We start from the raw sequence: 21,019 nt of genomic DNA on the forward strand, positions 1-21,019 counted from the left end.
GGGGTTTCGGCAGGGAGACAAGACAGCGGGCTCAGATGTGACCGAGGTGGGCGAGTTTTTCGGGATTGGCCAGTCTCCTGAACGCCGTGATCCGCCCGCCGGCGACCTCCACGGTGTCGACCCAGACCAGCTTCCCGCCCGCGTACGTGGCCATGGCCGGCCTGCCGTTCACCTCGATGATCCGGTACGCGTCGGGGCGCAGGATCTCGATCGTGCGCACGGCCAGCATGGCGATGAGCTCGGCGCCCTGGAGCGGCCTGCGCGCCGCGGTCACCTTGCCGCCGCCGTCGCCGACGTAGATCGCCTCGGGGGCCAGCAGTGCGATGAGCTCGGCCATGTCGCCCGCGTCGGCGGCCGCCTTGAACGCCTTGAGCACCCGTTCGACCTCGGCTTTGGACGCCGGGGGCGGCTCCTCGGCCGCGGCGACCCGCGCCCTGGCGCGGGAGGCGAGCTTACGGCTGGCGGCCGCCGTGTTCCCGAGCACGCCGGCGACCTGGTCGAAGGGGAAGTCGAAGACGTCGTGCAGCACCAGCGCGACCCGTTCGGCGGGCGTGAGCGTCTCCATGACGACCAGCATCGCGGTGCCCACCGACTCGTCGACCAGCACCTGGGCGGCGGCGTCGGGGCCGGTGAGCAGTGGTTCCGGCAGCCAGGGGCCCACGTAGGACTCGCGCCGGACCCGCGCCGAGCGCAGCACGTTGTACGACGTCCTGGCGGACACGGTCACCAGCCAGGCCCGCAGATCCCGCACCTCGGACAGGTCCGCGGCGGCGGCGCGCAGCCAGACCTCCTGCGTCACGTCCTCGGCCTCGGCCACGGTGCCGAGGATCCGGTAGGCCGCCCCGAAGATCGCGGGACGATGCGCCTGCCAGTCCGCCTCCACCATCCCGGCCTCCTCGAATCGGTGAGCGGCCTCCGATTCTAGGCACGCGCTCAGCCGTTGAGGACCTCGCGCAGTTTGCGGGCGAAGGCCTCCGGCTGCCCGGCGTAGCCGAACTCGCCGCCGAGGAAGCCGCCGTGGTGGCTGGGGAAGACCGTGACCCGCTGGCCGAGCAGTTCGGCCGTCGCCACCGCGGTGCGTCCGGTGAAGACGTCCGCCGACTCCTCCCCCACGGCGACGACGACCCGCGTCGGGGCCGCGGCGAGCGCGCCGGTGTCGGGCCGGTAGCCGCTGACCGCCCAGGACCGGTCGGACAGCAGCGGGTCGTCGCGCGAGCCGTCGTCCTCGGCCGGCATCCCGAACGCGGCCGGATCCGGCGCCGGCTGGGCGAAGTAGTCGTCGGTGAACTCGCCCTTCCACCCGGTCATCACCATGAAGGCCGCCATCCCGGCGCCCCAGCCGTTCTTCTCGTACGCCTCGCGGACGCCGGCCCTGGCGCGCCCGGCCGCCTCGGCGTCGGGCAGCACCGGGATGAGAGGCGGCTCGTGCGCCACCAGCGTGACGACGTCGCCGGGATAGGCGGCCACGAGCGCGAGCGCGGTCACCGCGCCGCCGCTGCTGCCGAACATGTCGACCGGGCCCGCACCGAGGGCCTCGATGATGGCGTGCACGTCGGCGGCCTGCGTGGTGGGCGTGTGGTCGTCCCGGCCGTCCTTGCGGGTGCTGCGGCCGAGCCCGCGCGGGTCGTAGGTGATCACCGTGCGCTCGGCGGAGTGCTCCGCCAGGGAGCTGAAGCCGGTGGCGTCCATGGGCTGGCCGATCAGGAACAGCGGCGGGCGTCCGTCGGCCGTGGGCAGCGGCCCGTGGACGTCGTAGACGAGGTCGACCTCGGGAGTCGTGAGCGTGTGCGTGGTCATGACGATGTAGACCCCTTTCGTGCCGGTAACTCATCGGACCCTACTCCGGCCCCCTGACGAACTCGTGAATGCGCGCCCGGCGCTACCCTGACCTCTGTGAATCCTCCAGCCCGTGACCCCGGCCGGCGCATCCGCGACACCCTGGACCGGCTCGACCGCGACGTCGACGCCTGGTTCGCGACCGCCGATCCGGCAGGCCTGCCGTACCTGATGCCGCTGTCGTTCCTGTGGGACGGCGAGGCGATGCTCGTCTCCACCGCCAGGACGAACCCGACGGCCAGGTTCATGGAGGCCACCGGCAGGGTCAGGGTGGCGCTCGGGCCCACGCGCGACGTCGTCCTGATCCACGGTGAGCTCCGTGAGGTGATCCCGTCCGCCGAGCTGCCGGCCGAGGTCGGCGACGCGTTCGCCGCCAAGGCCGGTTTCGACCCGCGCAAACAGGGCGCCTCTTACCCCTACTACCGCATCGTCCCGCTCCACGTGCAGGCCTGGCGCGAGGTGAACGAGCTCGCCGAGCGCGACATCATGCTCGACGGCCAATGGATCGACGTGACGTAGAGCGGGGTTTGTCGGGGGCGGTGGTTATGGTCCCGGCCATGATCGCTTGTTTGGGACGGGCCGCGATGACGGCCCGCACCGCCCCGGCGGACGGGGCGCCCGCATGAACCCCTGGCGGGAGGTCCTCGACCGCATCGAGGCGGGCGAGGACGAGGAACTGGCGAGGTTCCTCAACGGGCTGAACGACCTGGGGCGGCGCGCGGTCGCCGTGCGGCTGCCCGCCCACCTGACCGAGGAGTTGCGCGGCGGGGTGGAGGCGCGCTGGGAGATCGAGGGCCTGGCGCCCGGATACCGGCTGGCGGGCGCGGCCTGCTTCACCAGCGCCCGGCAGGTGGCCACCTGGCTGAACCGCAGGGAGCTGCGCCGCCCGGTCGACGCCGAGCGCGACGCGCGCCGGATCATGTCCGTGCTGCGCGGCCGTAGCGTGGAGTGGCGCCGTGAGCTGGCCTTACGGCTGGCGGACCGGCTGCGCCCGCGGACCGGCAGGTCGCGGCGGGGCGACGAGGGCATGCCCGGCTGGGATCTGACCGCCGCCCTGGTGGCCGAGACGGGCATCGAGCCGCCCGGCGGCGACGCCTTCGTCGTCGGCTGGGTGTGGCGGCTGGTGCTGCGGCGGCGCTGGAACCGTGGCGGCCTCGACGGCGATCCGCTGCTCGATCTCCTGGTGCCGCGCCTGTTCACGGCGCAGGGCGTGGCCGGTCCGCTGGCCCTGGACGAACGGTGGAACTCGGGGCTGAGCATTCTGGCCGAGCTGGCCGTGCTGGCCGACGAGGGCAAGGTGGCGCGCGCGACGCTGGTCGGCGGCTGCGCCGGACGGTTCCTGGCCGATGGCCCGGCCGAGGAGATCGCCCCGTTCGTCCGGCTCTGGCGGTTGCTGGCGCCGGAGCCGGACGAGCTGCCCGTGCTCGACTTCGTCCGCCTGCTGCCGCGGGCGTCGTCGCCGCTGGCGCGGCTCGCGCTGGAGGAGCTCGGGCGGGCGGAGGACGCGGGGCTGCTGGACGACGACCTGTTCGCCGAGGCCGTGGGGGCGCTGGCGTACCGGCGGGAGAAGACGTTCGTGCGGGCCGCCGTGCGGTGGCTGGCGCGCACACCCGCGCCGAGGGGCGGCGGCGCGGTGCGCGCGCTGGCCCCGGTGTTCGAGGTGGACACGCCGGCTCTGCGCGAGCGCGCGGTACGGCTCGCGCTCACGCTGGCCCCGCACGCCGGCGCCGCCGGCCGGGAGGCGATCCGCGCGGCCGCCGTCCTGCTGCCCTCAGGCCTGCGTGAGCAGGTGGCCGCCGCCTATGGCGCGAGCGCCGGGGCGGAGCCCGAGCCGCCGGTGGCCGCCGTCCTGCGCGCGAGCGCGTTGCCCGCCCTCGCGCCGCCGCCGGCCGCGCCGGTCGAGGTGGTCGCGGCGCTGCGGGAGCCGGGCGCGCCGGAGGAGCCGCACGCGTGCGAGCGGGTGCTGGCCGGGCTGGCCGCGCTGGCCCACCGCGACCGCGACGCGATGGCGGCGGCGCTGCGGCCGTGGTGGGCGCGGCACCTGCCGGTGCCCGCCGGCTCCGGACCGCACGTCTACGACCACTACCTCGGTTACGACCGCGGCGTGCACACCCTGCTGGTCCGATGCGTGCTGGCGCTCGTCGATCCGGAGCGGAGCCGGGAGGTGAGCGCGGTGTCGGCCGAGTCGGACGCGTACCACGCCGCCCACGACTGGCCGCCCCAGATCCTCCTGCGGCGCCGCCTGGAGGAGGTGATCGCGCTCTTCGAACGCGGGCGGAGCGTTCCCGCGCTGCTGGCCACCCCGACCGAACCCACCGGCCACGTCGCCGCCGCGGTGCTGGTGGAGCGGATGGAGGCGCTCGGGAACACCGAGCCGCTGCCCGCCGACTTCGAGCAGGGGCTGCTGCGGCTGCCCCGCCACACCGACCCGGGACTGCTCGCCCGCGCGGAGCGGCTACCGACGCGGGCGGGGCGGACCCTGGCCGCCTGGCTGCGCGCGGGCGGGTGGCCGGACCCCGCCGTGACGTGGGAACTGCGCGAGGAGCGCGCCGCCTACACCTGGACCCGCCAGTTGCTCCCCACGGTCGAACCGCCCGCCGGCCTGCCCGGGTGGCTGGCGGAGCTGTGGACGCTCAAGCCCCGCCACGTCTCCCTCTCCTACCCGCGCGACGCCATCTGGTGGCCGATGATCATGCCTTCGCACCGCGAGATCGTGGCCACCGCGCTCGTGCGCTGCATGCCCCTTCTCCCCGAGGCGAACGACGTCAGAACCGACGCCCTGGCGGCCCTGGCCCATGGCGAAGGCCCCGTGGGCACGGCCACCGCCCTCGCGATCGCGGGCGGTCTCGGACACCGCCGCGACGCGCGACGTGCGGCGGCGCTCGACGCGGCCCGCACGCTGGCCGCCCGCGGCCAGCTCTCCGCCGGCGACCTAGGCCGGGCCCTCGCGAAACTGCTCCGGCACCGGCTCGTCCCGCTCAAGCGGATCACCGGCTCGCTCGGCGAACTGACCGAGACCGGCGCGCACACCGAGGTATGGCACGCGCTCGCCGCCGCCCTCCCGTCCCTGCTGCCCGGCCCCGGCGAACGACCGCACGCCGGCCTGGGCGACCTGCTGGGCGTCGGCGTCCGGGCGGCCGTCCTCGCCGGCACCCGGAGCGAGATCGCCGGGCTGGCCGAGATGGCCGCGCGCAAGGGCTCGAGCCTCGTCCTGTACGAGGCCCGCCGCCTGCACGAGGCCATCTCCGCGTGACCCGGCCGGTGCCCGCCGTGCGCGGGCACCGGTAGCGCGGGGTCAGATCTCGTCGACGGACATCGCGCCCTCGTTCGGGCGCCGGGCCAGGTCGATGCCGAGTTCCTCCGCCGCGCGGAAGACGTCCTCGTCGGTGTCGCGCAACTCGATGGACATGCCGTCACTGGAGAGCACCTCGACGTTCAGGCACAGCGACTGCATTTCCTTGATGAGCACCTTGAAGGACTCCGGAATGCCCGGCTCGGGGACGTTCTCGCCCTTGACGATGGCCTCGTAGACCTTGACCCGGCCGAGGACGTCGTCGGACTTGATGGTCAGGAGCTCCTGCAGGGCGTAGGCCGCGCCGTAGGCCTCCAGCGCCCACACCTCCATCTCACCGAAGCGCTGGCCACCGAACTGAGCCTTACCGCCGAGCGGCTGCTGGGTGATCATGGAGTACGGGCCGGTGGACCGAGCGTGGATCTTGTCGTCCACGAGGTGCAGCAGCTTCAGGATGTACATGTACCCGACGGCGATCGGATAGGGGAACGGCTCCCCGGAACGTCCGTCGAACAGCACCGCCTTGCCGCTCTCCTGCACCAGCCGGTCGCCGTCGCGGGTCTCCAGCGTGTGCCCGAGCAGGCCGACGATCTCCTCCTCGTTCGCGCCGTCGAAGACCGGCGTCGCCACGTTGGTCCGCGGCTCGACCCGCTCGAAGCCCTTCTCCCGCAGGCGCTGCGCCCAGGCCTCCCTGACCCCGGAGATGTCCCAGCCGCGGGCGGCGATCCACCCCAGATGGTTCTCCAGGACCTGACCGATGTTCATCCGGCCGGGCACGCCCAGCGGGTTGAGGATGATGTCGACCGGCGTGCCGTCCTCGAGGAACGGCATGTCCTCGACGGGCAGGATCTTGGAGATGACGCCCTTGTTGCCGTGGCGGCCGGCGAGCTTGTCACCGTCGGTGATCTTACGCTTCTGGGCCACGTACACGCGGACCAGCTCGTTGACACCGGGGGGAAGCTCGTCGCCCTCCTCGCGGGAGAACACCCGCACCTCGATGACCTTGCCGGACTTGCCGTGCGGCACCTTCAGCGAGGTGTCGCGCACTTCGCGGGCCTTCTCACCGAAGATCGCGCGCAACAGCCGCTCCTCGGGGGTCAGCTCGGTCTCACCCTTCGGGGTGACCTTGCCGACGAGGATGTCGCCGGGCTCGACCTCGGCGCCGATGCGGATGATGCCGCGCTCGTCGAGGTCGGCCAGGAGCTCCTCGGAGACGTTCGGGATGTCCCGGGTGATCTCCTCGGGGCCCAGCTTGGTGTCACGGGCGTCGACCTCGTGCTCCTCGATGTGGATCGAGGACAGGACGTCGTCCTGCACCAGCCGCTGCGACAGGATGATCGCGTCTTCGTAGTTGTGGCCCTCCCACGGCATGAACGCCACGAGCAGGTTCTTGCCCAGGGCCATCTCGCCCTGGTCGGTGCAGGGACCGTCGGCGATCACCTGGTTGACCTCGACCCGGTCGCCTTCGACGACGATGGGCTTCTGGTTGAACGAGGTGCCCTGGTTGGAACGCTTGAACTTGGCCACCCGGGAGGTGATGCGGGTGCCGTCGTCGTTCATCACGGTGACGTAGTCGGCGGAGACCTCCTCCACCACACCGGCCTTGGCGGCCATGATCATGTCACCGCTGTCGGTCGCCGCACGATACTCCATGCCGGTCCCGACCAGCGGCGCCTCACTCTTGAGCAGAGGTACGGCCTGCCGCTGCATCCCCGCCCCCATCAGGGCGCGGTTGGCGTCGTCGTGCTCCAGGAAGGGGATCATCGACGTGCCCACCGACACCGTCTGGTGCGGCGACACGTCCATGTAGTCGACTTCCTCGGCACGCGCGAGCTCGGTGTCGCCGCCCTTGGTGCGGACCAGGACGCGCGACTCGGCGAAGGTGCCGTCCGCGTTGAGCGCCGTGTTGGCCTGCGCCTTGACGAAGCGGTCCTCCACGTCGGCGGTCAGGTAGTCGATCTGGTCGGTGACCTTGCCGTCGACGACCTTGCGGTAGGGCGTCTCGACGAAGCCGAAGGCGTTGATCCGGCCGAAGCACGCCAGGTACCCGATCAGGCCGATGTTCGGGCCTTCCGGCGTCTCGATCGGGCACATCCTGCCGTAGTGGGAGGGATGCACGTCACGCATCTCCACGCCCGCCCGCTCCCGCGACAGGCCGCCGGGGCCCAGCGCGGACATGCGGCGCCTGTTGGCCAGACCGGCCAGGGGGTTGGTCTGGTCCATGAACTGCGACATCTGGGAGGTGCCGAAGAACTCCCGGATCGAGGCGACGACCGGGCGGATGTTGATCAGGGTCTGCGGCGTGATCGCCTCGACGTCCTGCGTGGTCATCCGCTCGCGCACGACGCGCTCCATGCGGGCCAGGCCCAGGCGGACCTGGTTCTGGATGAGCTCGCCGACGGTGCGCAGACGACGGTTGCCGAAGTGGTCGATGTCGTCGATCTCCGCGCCGTCAACCCCCGCGTGAAGGCGAAGCAGATACTCGATCGTGGCGACGAGGTCGTCCTCGGTCAGCGTGGTCTCGGTGATCTCCGCTTCCACGCCCAGCTTTTTGTTGATCTTGTAGCGGCCGACCTTGGCGAGGTCGTAGCGCTTGGGGTTGAAGTAGAGGTTCTCCAGGAGGGCCTTGGCCGACTCCTTGGTCGGCGGCTCGCCCGGACGGAGCTTGCGGTAGATGTCGAGCAGGGCGTCGTCCTGGCCGGCGGTGTGGTCCTTCTCCAGGGTGGCCCGCAGCGACTCGTACTGGCCGAAGCGCTCGAGGATCTGTTCGGTGGTCCACCCGAGCGCCTTCAGCAGCACGGTGACGGGCTGCTTGCGCTTGCGGTCGATGCGCACACCGACGCTGTCGCGCTTGTCGATCTCGAACTCCAGCCAGGCGCCACGTGAGGGGATCACCTGGCAGCTGAACAGGTCCTTGTCGGAGGTCTTGTCGAGGCTGCGGTGGAAGTAGACGCCGGGAGAGCGGACGAGCTGGGAGATGATGACCCGCTCGGTGCCGTTCACGATGAACGTGCCCTTCGGGGTCATAAGCGGGACGTCGCCCATGAACACCGTCTGGCTCTTGATCTCACCGGTGGCGTTGTTGATGAACTCCGCCGTCACGAAGAGCGGGGCGGTGAACGTCATGTCCTTGTCCTTGCACTCTTCGACCGAGTGCTTGGGCGGCTCGAACCGGTGGTCGCGGAACGACAGGGACATGGTCCCGGAGAAGTCCTCGATCGGGCTGATCTCTTCGAAGATCTCTTCCAGGCCGGACTGGGGCGTGATGTCCTTGCGCGCCCGCCAGTTGTCGTTGCCCAGCAGCCAGTCGAAGGATTCGGTCTGCATGGCCAGCAGGTCGGGGACTTCGAGGGTCTCCTGGATGCGGGCGAAGGAGAGGCGAGGTGGAGCGGTGCGTGAAGCTGCCAACAGTTGTCCTTCCGAGGCGGCGCGGATGGATCCGAGCGCACGCATGCCGGACGCCCCGTCAATCGCTAAGCGAAAGCGGGGCACCAAAGGGTCGTGCGAAACGGCAGCATACCCTAAAACGCAAACGGAAGTCCACAACTACTTTGCTTGTCAACCTCAACGCATTCTCATTATTACACGCCTCGCAGGGCCTCGTCAATTCGGAAAATGTGTCCACGAGAGGCGGCGCCGTATGAGGCCAGAGTAGGTGGTCCGACGGAGCGGACGTGAGGGAAAGGGGAAGACCCGCGCCTTTCCACTCTCAACGTATAGCGCACCGGGGGGCTTGCGGCAAGACCCCCGTCATGCCGCATACTCGCTGGCCGAGGCCAGAACCTGCGGAAACGGGGGACAGAATGCAGGTATTGCTGACGACGTACGGCTCACGCGGCGACGTCGAACCCATGCTGGGACTCGCCGTGCGGCTGCGGGAACTCGGCGCGGAGGTGCGCATGTGCGCGCCCCCGGACGAGGAGTTCGCGAAGCTGCCGGCCGGTGCCGGTGTGCCGCTGCTCCCGCTGGGACCGGCGATGGGCACGATGGCGCGGCCGTCGACCGCGGCCGACGCCTCCCGGCGCGTGTCCCAGCTCGCCGAGCTCTACGACACGGTCATCGCGGCGGCCGAGGGCTGCGACGCCCTGGTGGCCGGCGGGCTCGCGCACTTCGCCTCCCGGTCGGTGGCCGAGAAGCTGGGCGTCCCCTACCGGTACGCGACCTTCTGCTCGTACCTGGAAACGGCCCTGAACCCTGGGACCGCGGCCAGGGCGGGCGCCCGGGCCGCGACCATCCGCACCGACGGGGCGGAGGTGGCCGCCAAGCTGCTGCTCGACACGCTGAGCCGGGAACGGCCGCCCGTGTCCGCGTGAACCGCGCGCGACCATCCAGCCCACATGCGCAACCGAAGGACGTGAACCACCTGAACACCAGCGCGTTCGACCTACCCGCCCACCTCGCCCCCAAGGCCGACCCGGCGCTGATCGCCGACGACGAGCGGCACTTCGCGGCCATCGCGCGCAGCCTTGAGCAGTCGATCGCCGAACTGTCCGGCCGCCTGGACGCCGAGCGCAGGTCGCCGGGCGGCAAGGGCCGGCAGGCGCTGGACCGTGACCTGGAGATCCACCGGATCTCGGCCCGCCTGCGCGCGCTGCGCCGCTTCGGCCTGGACCTGTGCCTCGGGCACATGGTGAGCGCGGACGGCGCCGAGCCCGTGTACGTCGGCCGGCTCGGCCTGACCGACAGCGACGGCCGCCGGTTGCTGCTCGACTGGCGCTCCCCCGCGGCCGAGCCGTTCTTCGGCGCCACCCACGGCAACCCGATGGGGCTGGCCAGCCGCCGCAGGTACCGCTGGACCCGCGGCCGGATCAGCGACTACTGGGACGAGGTGTTCGCCTCCGAGGGGTTCGAGGGGCACGCCGCGCTCGACGACCAGTCCGCCTTCATCGCCAGCCTGGGCAGCAGCCGCTCGCCGCGGATGCGCGACGTGCTCGGCACCATCCAGGCCGACCAGGACGCCATCATCCGCGCGGGCTCGCGCGGCGCCCTGGTCGTCGACGGCGGTCCCGGCACCGGCAAGACCGTCGTCGCCCTGCACCGCTCGGCCTACCTCCTCTACTCCGACCCCCGTCTCGGCCACCACCGTGGCGGCGTGCTGTTCGTCGGCCCGCACCAGCCCTATCTGGCGTACGTCGCCGACGTACTGCCGAGTCTCGGTGAGGAGGGCGTGCAGACCTGCACCCTGCGCGACCTCGTCGCCGAGGGGGCGAAGGCGACGGCCGAGGCCGACCCGGAGGTGGCCCGGCTGAAGTCGTCGGCCGAGATGGTGACGGCCATCGAGCCGGCCGTCAGGTTCTACGAGAACCCGCCCGCCAAGCCGATGACGGTCACCACCCCCTGGTCCGACATCCGGCTGAGCGCCGAGGACTGGGCCGAGGCGTTCGAGGCGCCGGACCCCGGCACGCCGCACAACGACGCGCGCGAGCAGATCTGGCAGGAACTGCTCACGATCCTGGTGGACCGGCACGACGGCGAGGCCCCGGAACACCTGCTGCGCAAGTCCCTGACACAGAACAGGGAGCTGCGCGAGGTCTTCAACCGCGCCTGGCCGCTGCTCGAAGCGGCCGACCTCGTCGGCGACCTGTGGACGGTGCCCGCCTACCTGCGCCTGTGCGCTCCCTGGCTCAGCATCGACGAGATCCGCGCGTTGCAACGCCAGGAGGCCCAGGCCTGGACGGTGTCCGACCTGCCGCTCCTGGACGCGGCCCGGCAGCGGCTCGGCGACCCGGAGGCCGCCAAGCGTCAGCGCCGGCGCAAGGCCGCCGCCGAATCCGAGCGCGCCCACATGGCCGAGGCCATCGACCGCCTGCTGGAGGCCGATGACGATGGCGAGGGCGCGGTGACGATGCTGCACGGAAAAGACCTGCAGGACGCGCTGGTCGACGAGGGCGCGCCGCCGGCCACCGACCTGGATGTGCTGGCCGGGCCGTTCGCGCACGTCGTCGTGGACGAGGCGCAGGAGCTGACCGACGCCGAATGGCAGATGTTGCTGCTCAGGAACCCCTCGCGCAGCTTCACCATCGTGGGGGACCGCGCGCAGGCCAGGCACGGGTTCACCGAGTCGTGGGAGGAACGGCTGAAGCGGATCGGGCTCGACCGGATCACCCTGGCCTCCCTGAGCGTCAACTACCGCACGCCCGAGCAGGTGATGGCCGAGGCCGAGCCGGTCATCCGGGCCGCTCTGCCCGACGCCAACGTGCCGGCCTCCATCCGCCGCGGCGACCTCCCCGTCGTACGCGGACCGCTCTCCGACCTCCAGCCGATCCTCGACACGTGGCTCGCCGGGAGCGCGGACGGGATCGCCTGCGTCATCGGCGACCCCGCCTTCCGGGCGACGCCGCGGGTGCGCTCACTGACGCCGGAGCTGTCGAAGGGACTGGAGTTCGACCTCGTCGTCCTCGTCGACCCGGACAGGTTCGGCGAGGGCATCGAGGGGGCGGTCGACCGGTATGTCGCGATGACCAGGGCGACCCGGCAGCTCGTCATCCTCACGAGTTCGTAGGGCGGCCTCGGGGTCACAGGTTCACGCCTGTGGCCCCGGCGGCGTACGCGCGCAGGTGGCGCTCGGCCAGCGCGGGCGAGAGTGTGGGCACGGCCATCGTGATGTGCAGGCCGTAGCCGTCCTCCAGCGTCACGAGGTTACGCGCGATCGCCAGCGGCTCGTCGGCCAGCGTGAACGTGCCGGTGGCGGCGCCCGCCTGCAGGATGGCCGCGTAGATGCCGACCTGGCGCTCGTAGAGCTTGATGTAGGCGGCGGCGCAGGCGGCGTCGCGCCTGGCGATCGCGCCCAGCTCGTACAGCAGGACGCACAGCTCGTCACGCGGGTCGCCGGGCAGGCCGCTGGAGATCATCGCCGACAGTTTGAGCCGCGGGTCGCTCTCGTCGCGCACGACGGCCTCGCGCTCGTCGCAGAACCGCTCGACGGCCTCGCGGTGCACCTCCCGCAGCAGTTCGGTGAGGCCGGGGAAGTAGTAGAGCACCGAGCCGGAGGACATGCCCGCCTCCTGCGACACGTCGCGCAGGCGCAGGCCCAGGAGTCCCCGCTCGACGACGCTGCGCCTGGCCGCGGCGATGAGATGGGCGCGCCGCTCGTGGGCGCGGCTGGGTCGTGCCATGGCACCTCGCATTCCTTGAAGGCATCTCAAACTTTAGTCGGCCGCTATTGACTGCGGTTCAGCGGAGTTCTTTGATGCTTGTTAAAAGTATGGAGGCGCGGATGAGCACGTCCCAGACCCGTCCCGGTGCCCGTCTCAAGCGCGGGCTGCGCGCGTTCGGAACTCTCCTGATCGTCCTGTCGGCCATCACTCCCGCCTCGTCCGTCTTCATCATCGGCCCGGGCGTGGTCCGGCAGGCCGGGACGGGCGCGTTCTGGAGCTACGTCCTCGCCGCGGTGGTGGGCGTCTTCATGGCCTTCGTGTACGCCGAGTTGTCGTCGGCCTATCCGCTGACCGGCGGCGAGTACACGATCATCGGCAGGACACTCGGCCGGCTGCCCGGTTTCCTGGCGCTGGTGCTGGTCCTGGTCACGCAGCTGCTGATCCTCGCGGTGATCGCCCTGGGCGTCGGCACGTACCTGGGCGTGCTGTTCCCCGGCCTGCCGGGTCCCCTCGCGGGCGCGGTCACCGTCGCGCTCGCCGCCGTGGTGGCCGTCTTCGACATCCGCTTCAACGCCGTGGTGACCGGCGTCTTCCTGGCTCTGGAGATGCTGGCCCTGCTCGCGCTGTCGGCCATCGGCGTGCTCAATGTCGAGCGCCCCTTCACCGATCTGCTGGTGAACCCGGTCGCGCCCGACGGCTCCCCCGCCACGCTCGGGCTGATCGCGCTCGCCACCGCCGTGGCGATCTTCTCCTACAACGGGTACGGCTCCGCCGTCTACTTCGGCGAGGAGACCCACGGTGCCCGGCGCAACATCGCCCGGGTCATCCTGTGGGCGCTGGCCATCACCGTGGCCGCCGAGCTCATCCCGATCACCGCCGTCCTGCTGTCGGCCACCAGCCTCGACGGCGGCAACGTGGTCCAGCAGGTGGTCGCCGAGCACGGCGGCGGCACCCTGAACACGCTGATCAGCCTGGGCGTCGCCCTGGCCATCGCCAACGCGGTGATCGCCATCATGCTGCTCACCGCGCGCCTGATCTTCAGCAGCGCCCGCGACGCGACCTGGCCGGCGCGGGTCAACGCCCTCTTCGGCCGCATCCACCCGCGTTTCGGCACCCCCTGGACCGCGACGATCGCCGCCGGCGCGGTCAGCGCGGCGCTCTGCTTCGTGCCGGAGCGCTACCTCCTCGTCGTCACCGGCACCTCCCTGGTGGTGATCTACGCCGCCCTCTGCGTCGCCGTCATCGGCGGCCGCCGCAACGGCAGCACCGCGCACGGCGTCTACCGGATGCCGCTGTACCCGCTGGCGCCCGTCGTGGCCCTGGCCGCGCTGGCGTACGTGATCTACACCAGCGCCATCGACCCCGTGATCGGCCGCCCCAGCCTGATCGTCACCGCCGCCATCCTGGTGGCGGGCACGGTGGTCTATCTCACCGTCGTACGGCGGCGCGGCGCCTGGACCCTCCAGGACACCGCCGACGATCCCGAATGACCGGCAGGAAGAACTGAACGACACACCGATTACGGATCTTCCGCATAACGCTCTAGCATTCCATTATCCGGAATATGCGAGGGAGGCGTTATGGCGGAGACCCAGTCACCGGTGGGAAGCGTGGACCGTGCCCTGCTGATCCTTCAGGAGATCGGCAGGCACAGCCGCGGAGTCACGCTCGACGAGCTGGCCACACGGCTCGGGCTGCCCAAGAGTTCGCTGCATCGGCTGCTCGGCGCGTTGAAGCACCGGGGGTTCGCCGCGCAGCCCGAGGCGAGCGGGCCGTACTTCCTGGGCACCGAGATGCTCGCGACCGCGTTCAGGTTCTACGAGAGCATGGATCTGCGCACGCTCGTGCGGCCGCTGCTGCTGCGGCTCAGCGAGGAGTTCGCCGAGACCGTGCACATGGCGACGCTCGACGGCATCGAGGTGGTCTACCTGGACAAGGTCGAGGCGGTGCGCTCGATCACGATGACCTCGGTGGTGGGCGGGCGCAACGCCGCGCACTGCACGGGCGTGGGCAAGGCGCTGCTGGCCTGGACGTACCCGAGCGACGAGGCGATCAAGGCCTGGGCCGAGCGGTTCGGCCCGCTGGCGACCAGGACCCGCAACACGATCACGAACCCGGCGAAGCTGGCCACCCACCTCGACCAGGTACGGCGCCGCGGTTACGCGCTCGACCTGGAGGAGAACGAGCCGGGCGTGCGGTGCGTGGCGGCCCCCCTGTTCCTGGGCAGGACCGCCCCGGTCGCCGCGGTGAGCGTGACCGCGATCAAGGACAGGATGCCGCCGGCGCGGATGGAGGAGCTGGGGCACAGCCTGCGCAAGGCGATCGCCGAGCAGGGCTGACGGTTGACAGCCCGATTCCGGGGTGATGGTGTGGGCTAGGCGTGGAATGAGATTCTGTATCGCGGAAAGAAGGAGGAGTCATGGAGCCGGAGGTCGTTCCCGTGCCGCGGGCGAGCCTGGGTGAGGGTCCGCGCTGGGACGGGCACACGGGCACGCTCCTGTGGGTCGACATCCCGGCCGGGCTGGTGCACCGGCTCGATCCGGCCGACGGCTCGCACGAGGTGACCGAGGTCGGCCGGCCGGTGGGCGTGGCGGTGCCCAGGACCGGCGGCGGGCTGGCGCTGGCCGTCAGGGACGGCTTCGCCGTCCTGCGGGACGGGGGCGGGCCGCGCGACGAGCGCGGGGTGCGCGACGGGCGCGGGCTGGAGGTGGTCGCGGCGGTCACGGCCGGCGAGCGGCCGGGCAACCGGATGAACGACGGCGCCTGCGACCGCGCCGGCCGGTTCTTCGCCGGGACCAAGGCCGAGGACGACACGCCGGGCGCGGGCGCGCTCTACCGGCTCGACCCCGGCGGACGCTGCGAGCGGGTGCTGGACGGCGTCTCGATCTCCAACGGCATCGCCTGGAGCCCGGACGAGCGGCTGCTCTACTACGTGGACACGCCGACGGGCCGGGTGGACGTCTTCGACTACGACCCGGCGAGCGGGCGGATGGCCGGGCGCCGGGTGTTCGCCGAGATCCCGCGCGGCTACCCCGACGGGATCGCCGTCGACGCCGGCGGCCACGTGTGGGTCGCCCTGTGGGAGGGCGGCGCGGTGCTGCGCCTGCGGCCCGACGGGCGGCTCGACCTGGCCGTGGAGGTGCCCGCCGCCAACGTGACGAGCTGCGCGTTCGGCGGCCCCGGCCTCGGCGAGCTGTACATCACCACGGCCTGGGACGGCAGGGCGGGCGGGGAGCTGTGGCGCTGCCGTACCCCCTATACGGGTCTCCCCGCCAACCCCTACCGCGACCTCAGCCCTTGACCGCGCCGGTCAGCGCCTGGACGAACCGGCGCTGGCCGAACAGGAACACCGCGAGCACCGGCAGCGTGGTCAGCACGGTGCCCGCCATGATGGCCGGCCAGTCCGCGCGGTGCTGACCCTGGAAGGTCGTCAGGCCCACCTGGACCGTGTAGTTGTCCTCCGAGTTGATCGCCACCAGCGGCCAGAACAGGTCGTTCCACGCCGTGATGAACGTGATGACGGCCAGCGCGGCCAGGGCGGGCCTGGCCACCGGCAGCACCACCCGGTAGAACGTCGCCACCCGGGAGCAGCCGTCGATGCGCGCCGCCTCCTCCAGCTCCTTCGGGAAGGACTGGAAGAAGGAGGTCATGAGGAAGATGCCCACGGCCGAGGCGAGCTGCGGCACGATCAGCGCGCCCAGCGTGTCGGTCAGCCCGGCCTTGTTGAAGATCAGGAAGGTCGGGATGACCGTGAGCTGGAACGGGATCAGCGCGGTGGCGATGACCAGGATCAGGACCAGCTTGGAGCCGGCGAACCTGATCCTGGCGAACGCGTAGCCGGCCATGCTGCACAGCACCACCTGGGCCACCACGATCGCGCCCGAGACGATGATGCTGTTGACGAACCAGCGCAGGAAGTTCGAGCGCTCCACGACCGTGCGGTAGCCGCCCAGGTCGACGCTCTCCGGCCAGATCGCCGGGGGGAACCTGTTCAGCTCGGCCTGGGTCATCACCGAGCTGAGCAGCAGCCACACGAACGGCAGGACGACCACCGCCGACATCGGCACCAGGAGCAGATGCCACCTGCCGGACCAGCGCCTCATGTCGTCACCCCCTTGCGCCGGGCGAGCAGCAGGCCGGCGACGATCAGCACCAGGGTTCCGGCGAACAGGGCGTAGGCCACGGCCGCGCCGTACCCGGCGGTGGAGAAGCTGAAGGCGAGCTGCCACACGTAGTAGACGATGGTCACGGTCGCGTTGGCGGGGCCGCCCTTCGTCGTGGTCATGACCAGGTCGAAGAACTGCAGCGCGTCGATCACGCCCCACACCGTGAGGAAGATCGTCATCGGCCGCACCGACGGCACGATGATGTGACGGAACCTGGCCCAGGCGCCGGCGCCGTCGATCGCGGCGGCGTCCAGCACCTCCTTGCTGATCTCCTGGATGGCCGCCAGGTAGATCACCACGGCGAACCCGAAGCGGGTCCAGAAGAAGATCGCCGTCAGCACGAGCATCGCCTGCGAGGGGCTGCTGAGCAGGCCCTGCAGCGGCAGGCCGAGCTTGGCCAGCAGCCCGTTCACCAGGCCGAAGTCGCGGTCGAAGACGAAGCCCATCAGCAGGCCCGTCGCGGTGGCCGACACGACGTAGGGCACGAGGAAACAGGTCCGGTAGAACCCGATGCCGCGTACCTTCCTGTTCAGCAGCACCGCCACGAGCAGCCCGGCGATGAGCGAGGACGGGATGTACAACACCAGGAGCAGCCCGGTGTTGCGCAGCGCCTGGAAGAACACCGGGTCGGCCAGCAGCGCCCGGTAGTTGTCCAGCCCGACGTTGCGTCCCGGCGACATCAGGTCGGAGTCGGTGAACGACAGCGCCAGCGCCCAGGCCATGGGGATCAGCGAGAACCCCAGGATGACCAGGGTCGCCGGCCCGGCGAAGGACCACCCGGCGATGTTCTCGCCGAGCCTCCTGCGGTCCTTCTGACGCCGGTGCTGGCTGGCGGTGGCGCCGAGCGCGGTCGCGCTCATGATCCCGGTACGGCCAGCGCCGCGTCGGCCTTCCTGGCCGCCTCGTCCAGGGCCGTCTTGGCGTCGCTCTTGCCGAGCAGGGCCTGGGCGATGCCCTCGGCGACGAACGCCGACACCCTCGGGTACCGCGTGGTCGGCGGCCGGACCCGTTTGGCGTTGGCCAGGTTGGCGGAGATCACGTCGATACCCGGATATTTCTTGAGATAGTCCTGGTAACCGGGCAGCTTGGTGATCGACTCGCGGATCGGCAACGACCCCGTGTCGCTCATCCACACGAGCTGCTGCTCGGCCGCGGTCAGCCAGGCCAGGAACGTCGCCGCCGCCTTGACCCGGCGCTCGTCGTGCTGGAAGACCACCCAGTTGTCCGGCCCGGAGATGGTCTCGTGGTTGCCGTTCGTGCCGGGCAGCGGCAAGACGCCGTAGTCGACCTTGGCCGCCTGCAGGTCGGGCAGCACCCACGGCCCGGACATGAACATGGCCAGCCGTCCGGACTCGAACAGCTTCTGCCCCTTCTCGGCCGGGCTGGAGTCGAGGTAGAGCGACTTGTCGTCGACGGCCATGGCGCGCAGCCGGTCGAGGGCCTGCTGACCCTGGGCGGAGTTGAAGGCGGCCTTCTTGTGGTCGGGCGTGAGGATGTCGCCGCCCGCCTGCCAGACCATCGGCCACAGGCCCCAGACCGCCTCTTCGCCGCCGCTGATCGGCCAGGTGGCGCCAAAGACGCCGGCCTTGGCGTCGGTGGACCGCTTGGCCATCGCGCGGAAGTCGTCCCAGGTCCAGTCCGGTCCCGGCGGCTTGAGCCCCGCCTCGGCCAGGACGTTCTTGTTGTAGAGGACCACCATGTTGTCGACGACCGCGGGGAAGCCGATGACCTTGCCGTTGACGGTGACGGCCTCGCGTTCGCTGGCCCAGAAGTCCTGCCACCTGACGGCCGGGTCCTTGACGAACGCGGTGAGGTCGGCCGTCTTGGGGTTCCTGGCGATGTTGGGCGCCCAGGAACCGTAGAGGTAGGCGATGTCGGGGTAGGCGTCGGAGGTGAGCGCTGCGGTGATCTTGGGCAGCATGCCGTCCGCGGTGGCTCCGCCGGACTCGGTGTCGACCTTGATGCCCGGGTGGCTCCGGTTGAACTGCGCGACCAGCTTCTCGATCGACTTGGCGGAGGCGTCCTCCTGGCCGTGCCAGATGGTGATCTCCACGGGGCCGTTCGCCGCCGGTTCCTTCCCGCCCGCCCCGCAGCCGGTCACGGCCAGCGCGAGGACCGCGGCGGCGGCCAGGGCCCGCCTCATCGCACACCCTCCGGCATCAGGTCGCCGTGGGCGGCGATCATCTCGTCCACGAGGTCGTGGATCTGCTGGAGCGTGAGCGTCGCCGCGGCGTTGGGGTCGAGCATGGCCGCGTGGTAGACGTGCTCGCGGCGTCCTTCGAGCGCTGCCAGCACGGTCAGCTCGCCCACGTTGAGGAACGTCGTGTTCAGGGCGGCGAGCTGCGGCGGCAGCGCGCCGATCCTGGTCGGGCGCACCCCGGCCCGGTCCACGAGGCACGGCACCTCGACGCAGGCGCCGGCGGGCAGGTTGGCGATCAGGCCGTTGTTGCGCACGTTGCCGTGGATCACCCGGGGCGTGCCGGTCTCGATGGAGTGGATGACCTCGGAGGCGAGCTCCATGGCGGGCTCGATCTCCACGCCCTCCCCCGCGGCCAGCCGCCGCCTGGTCTCCTCGTAGGTGCCGAGGTTCTCCTCCGACCAGCGCAGGTAGATCTCCACGGGGATGCGGAAGTGCGCGACCTGGTCGTCGTGATGGAGGAACCACGGCAGGTACTCCGAGCCGTGTTCGCTGGACTCGGTCGGGAAGTGGCCGAAGCGGCGGTACATCTCCACCCGGACGGTCCTGCGCAGTTCGGGGTCGGCGGCGACGACCTCGTCGAGCGCCGGGTAGAGGTCGCGGCCCTGGTGCTCGAACTTCAGGACGAACGCCTGGTGGTTGGCCCCGGCCGTGACGAAGGAGACCTCCTCCTCCGGCACGCCGACCAGCGAGGCCAGGCGGGCCTGGGTGTCGCGGACCGAGTGGCACAGACCCACCACGTTCGTGAACGGCGTGCCCTGGTAGACCGCGCGCGGGATCATCGCCATCGGGTTGGTGTAGTTGAGCAGGAGCGCGTCCGGCGCCAGCTCGGCCAGGTCGTGGCCCAGCCCGACCATGACCGGGATCGTGCGCAGCGCGCGGAAGATGCCGCCGATGCCGAGGGTGTCGGCGATCGTCTGGCGCAGGCCGTAGCGGCGCGGGATCTCGAAGTCGGTGCGCGTGGCGGCGTACCCGCCGACCGCGATCTCGTTGATCACGTAGTCGGCGCCCTCGACGGCCCGGCGGCGGTCGAGGTGGGCCTCGACCTTGGCGCCCAGGCCCAGCTTGGCGACCATCCAGGCGGCCATGGCCTCCGCGGTGGCCAGCCGTTCCGCGTCGATGTCGTGCAGGACGAGGGTAGTGGAATCCCCCAGTTCCGGAAATGTCAGAATGTCAGAGAGAACGTTCTTGGTGAATTCGACGCTGCCCGCGCCGACGAACACGATGCGTGCCATGGGCCACTTTCCCTCCACAGAGCACGAAGCGGGCGTGGGTCTCCGCTACGTGCGGCAGTATAACCAGCTATCCGTAATACAGACCAGAATTCCATACTGTGGAATGATCGTCAGCACGGAATTCTCGACATCGAGAGAAGGTTGACAACCTCCGATCTTCCTCTGTTTCCTTAGCTACGGAACATGATTCCGCAATACGGAACGGAGGGTTGGTTTGTTGATCCATCGCATATGCCGCCTGGCCCTGGCCGCGGCGCTGGCGTTCGTGCCGGCACTGGCCTTCACCGCCGGTGCGGCGGCCGACGTGTCGAGCGGCGCGGCGATCTGGCGGCCGCCGGTGCAGAGCCGCTGGCAGTACCAGCTCCAGGGCAGCAAGGCCCACGCCGCCACCGGCGGCATCAACGTCGGCATCTGCGAGGTGCCGCAGTCCGGCGGCGCCTGCGTACGGCCGAGCGTCTTCGACATCGACCTGTACGTCGACGCCGAGGTCGCGGGTGACAACACCACGCTCAACACCGCGGGCGTCGACGCCATCCACGCCAAGGGCGCGAAGGCCGTTTGCTACATCGACGCGGGCTCGATCGAGGACTTCCGTCCCGACTACCCGGCGTTCGCCGAGTGGCACGACAGCCACGGCAAGTCGCTGCTGGGCAAGCCGTTCAGCGACGAGTTCCCGAACGAGCGCTGGGCCAACATCAACAACGACAAGGGCCAGCGGGACTTCCTGCTGAAGATGATGGAGGCCCGCGTCGACAAGTGCGTCAGGGCCGGGTTCGACGGGGTCGAGTTCGACGTCGTCCACGCGCACGAGGAGGGCCAGAAGGTCACCGGCTGGAACATCAGCGCCCAGACCCAGCTGACCTACAACAAGGCGCTGGCCGCCATGGCCCACAGGAAGGGCCTGTCCGTGGCGCTGAAGAACGACCTCAGCCAGGTGGACGAACTGGTCTCCCACTTCGACTACGCGGTCAACGAGGAGTGCTTCCAGTGGAAGGAGTGCGATGTCCTGTCCGCCTTCGTCAAGGCGGGCAAGCCGGTCTTCCAGGTGGAGTACAAGACCTCGCCGGGCGGTTTCTGCTCCAAGGCCGCCGCGCTGAAGTTCAACTCCATCAAGAAGGCGACCGACTACTCGCTCTACGACAAGCCGTACAAGCCGTGTAGGTGAGGGCCCCGGGCGGTCCCGCCGGGGGCGGGGC

16 protein-coding genes are annotated in these 21,019 nt (G+C 70.7%); 8 read left to right on the plus strand and 8 right to left on the minus strand.

Annotated elements, in window-relative coordinates; genetic code table 11:
• Window positions 1-31: 31 nt before the first annotated feature.
• Both sigJ and ACIBHY_RS36935 read right to left on the minus strand, forming a co-directional pair.
• A complete protein-coding gene (gene sigJ / locus ACIBHY_RS36930) occupies window positions 32-886 on the minus strand; it encodes an RNA polymerase sigma factor SigJ (RefSeq protein ID WP_397309132.1) in 855 nt (284 codons plus the stop codon).
• A gap of 47 nt (window positions 887-933) precedes the next feature.
• Window positions 934-1,797, minus strand: a complete 864-nt coding sequence (locus ACIBHY_RS36935) for an alpha/beta fold hydrolase (protein ID WP_397309133.1) — start codon at window positions 1,795-1,797, stop codon at window positions 934-936.
• Between the two features lie 96 nt (window positions 1,798-1,893).
• Here ACIBHY_RS36935 and ACIBHY_RS36940 point away from each other — a divergent pair, with 96 nt between their 5' ends.
• A complete protein-coding gene (locus tag ACIBHY_RS36940) occupies window positions 1,894-2,355 on the plus strand; it encodes a pyridoxamine 5'-phosphate oxidase family protein (protein ID WP_397258618.1) in 462 nt (153 codons plus the stop codon).
• Between the two features lie 103 nt (window positions 2,356-2,458).
• Complete coding sequence (locus ACIBHY_RS36945; protein ID WP_397309134.1) at window positions 2,459-5,089, plus strand: DUF6493 family protein; 2,631 nt, start codon at window positions 2,459-2,461, stop codon at window positions 5,087-5,089.
• A 42-nt stretch (window positions 5,090-5,131) separates the two neighbouring features.
• Here the strand turns inward: ACIBHY_RS36945 and ACIBHY_RS36950 are convergent, their stop codons facing one another.
• Window positions 5,132-8,455: a DNA-directed RNA polymerase subunit beta gene (locus tag ACIBHY_RS36950; RefSeq protein WP_397309232.1), complete on the minus strand. Its 3,324-nt coding sequence runs from the start codon at window positions 8,453-8,455 to the stop codon at window positions 5,132-5,134.
• A gap of 476 nt (window positions 8,456-8,931) precedes the next feature.
• Here ACIBHY_RS36950 and ACIBHY_RS36955 point away from each other — a divergent pair, with 476 nt between their 5' ends.
• Both ACIBHY_RS36955 and helR read left to right on the plus strand, forming a co-directional pair.
• Window positions 8,932-9,441 carry a glycosyltransferase gene (locus ACIBHY_RS36955; protein ID WP_397309135.1) on the plus strand — a complete coding sequence of 170 codons (510 nt, stop codon included), beginning with the start codon at window positions 8,932-8,934 and terminating at the stop codon, window positions 9,439-9,441.
• A gap of 41 nt (window positions 9,442-9,482) precedes the next feature.
• Window positions 9,483-11,630: an RNA polymerase recycling motor ATPase HelR gene (helR, locus tag ACIBHY_RS36960; RefSeq protein WP_397309136.1), complete on the plus strand. Its 2,148-nt coding sequence runs from the start codon at window positions 9,483-9,485 to the stop codon at window positions 11,628-11,630.
• Window positions 11,631-11,643: 13 nt separating this feature from the next.
• Here the strand turns inward: helR and ACIBHY_RS36965 are convergent, their stop codons facing one another.
• A complete protein-coding gene (locus ACIBHY_RS36965) occupies window positions 11,644-12,243 on the minus strand; it encodes a TetR/AcrR family transcriptional regulator (protein ID WP_397255736.1) in 600 nt (199 codons plus the stop codon).
• Window positions 12,244-12,344: 101 nt separating this feature from the next.
• Between ACIBHY_RS36965 and ACIBHY_RS36970 the strand changes: the two genes are divergently transcribed.
• From ACIBHY_RS36970 to ACIBHY_RS36980, 3 genes are all read left to right on the plus strand, one after another.
• A complete protein-coding gene (locus tag ACIBHY_RS36970) occupies window positions 12,345-13,715 on the plus strand; it encodes an APC family permease (protein WP_397255734.1) in 1,371 nt (456 codons plus the stop codon).
• A 90-nt stretch (window positions 13,716-13,805) separates the two neighbouring features.
• Complete coding sequence (locus tag ACIBHY_RS36975; protein ID WP_397309137.1) at window positions 13,806-14,564, plus strand: IclR family transcriptional regulator; 759 nt, start codon at window positions 13,806-13,808, stop codon at window positions 14,562-14,564.
• Between the two features lie 80 nt (window positions 14,565-14,644).
• On the plus strand, window positions 14,645-15,526 hold the full coding sequence (locus tag ACIBHY_RS36980) for an SMP-30/gluconolactonase/LRE family protein (protein WP_397309138.1): 882 nt from the start codon (window positions 14,645-14,647) through the stop codon (window positions 15,524-15,526).
• On the opposite strand, the gene ACIBHY_RS36985 is transcribed toward ACIBHY_RS36980, so the two are convergent.
• Genes ACIBHY_RS36985 through ACIBHY_RS37000 form a run of 4 tightly spaced genes read right to left on the minus strand, consistent with a single transcriptional unit; the run spans window position 15,516 to window position 19,823 of the window.
• A complete protein-coding gene (locus tag ACIBHY_RS36985; RefSeq protein WP_397255730.1) occupies window positions 15,516-16,328 on the minus strand; it encodes a carbohydrate ABC transporter permease in 813 nt (270 codons plus the stop codon). The two genes, ACIBHY_RS36980 and ACIBHY_RS36985, sit on opposite strands and share 11 nt — an antisense overlap.
• Window positions 16,325-17,251, minus strand: coding sequence for a carbohydrate ABC transporter permease (locus tag ACIBHY_RS36990; protein WP_397255728.1), 927 nt, complete (start codon window positions 17,249-17,251; stop codon window positions 16,325-16,327). The genes ACIBHY_RS36985 and ACIBHY_RS36990 overlap by 4 nt, the downstream gene beginning before the upstream one ends.
• A complete protein-coding gene (locus ACIBHY_RS36995; protein WP_397309139.1) occupies window positions 17,248-18,534 on the minus strand; it encodes an ABC transporter substrate-binding protein in 1,287 nt (428 codons plus the stop codon). Before ACIBHY_RS36995 ends, ACIBHY_RS36990 begins: the two co-directional genes overlap by 4 nt.
• Complete coding sequence (locus tag ACIBHY_RS37000) at window positions 18,531-19,823, minus strand: alpha-glucosidase/alpha-galactosidase (protein ID WP_397309140.1); 1,293 nt, start codon at window positions 19,821-19,823, stop codon at window positions 18,531-18,533. The genes ACIBHY_RS36995 and ACIBHY_RS37000 overlap by 4 nt, the downstream gene beginning before the upstream one ends.
• A 217-nt stretch (window positions 19,824-20,040) precedes the next feature.
• Here ACIBHY_RS37000 and ACIBHY_RS37005 point away from each other — a divergent pair, with 217 nt between their 5' ends.
• Window positions 20,041-20,988 (plus strand): endo alpha-1,4 polygalactosaminidase, encoded by a 948-nt coding sequence (locus ACIBHY_RS37005; RefSeq protein ID WP_397309141.1) that lies wholly within the window; start codon window positions 20,041-20,043, stop codon window positions 20,986-20,988.
• Window positions 20,989-21,019: the final 31 nt, after the last annotated feature.

It is taken from the genome of Nonomuraea sp. NPDC050547 (assembly GCF_044457345.1).
Classification (GTDB): Bacteria; Actinomycetota; Actinomycetes; order Streptosporangiales; family Streptosporangiaceae; genus Nonomuraea.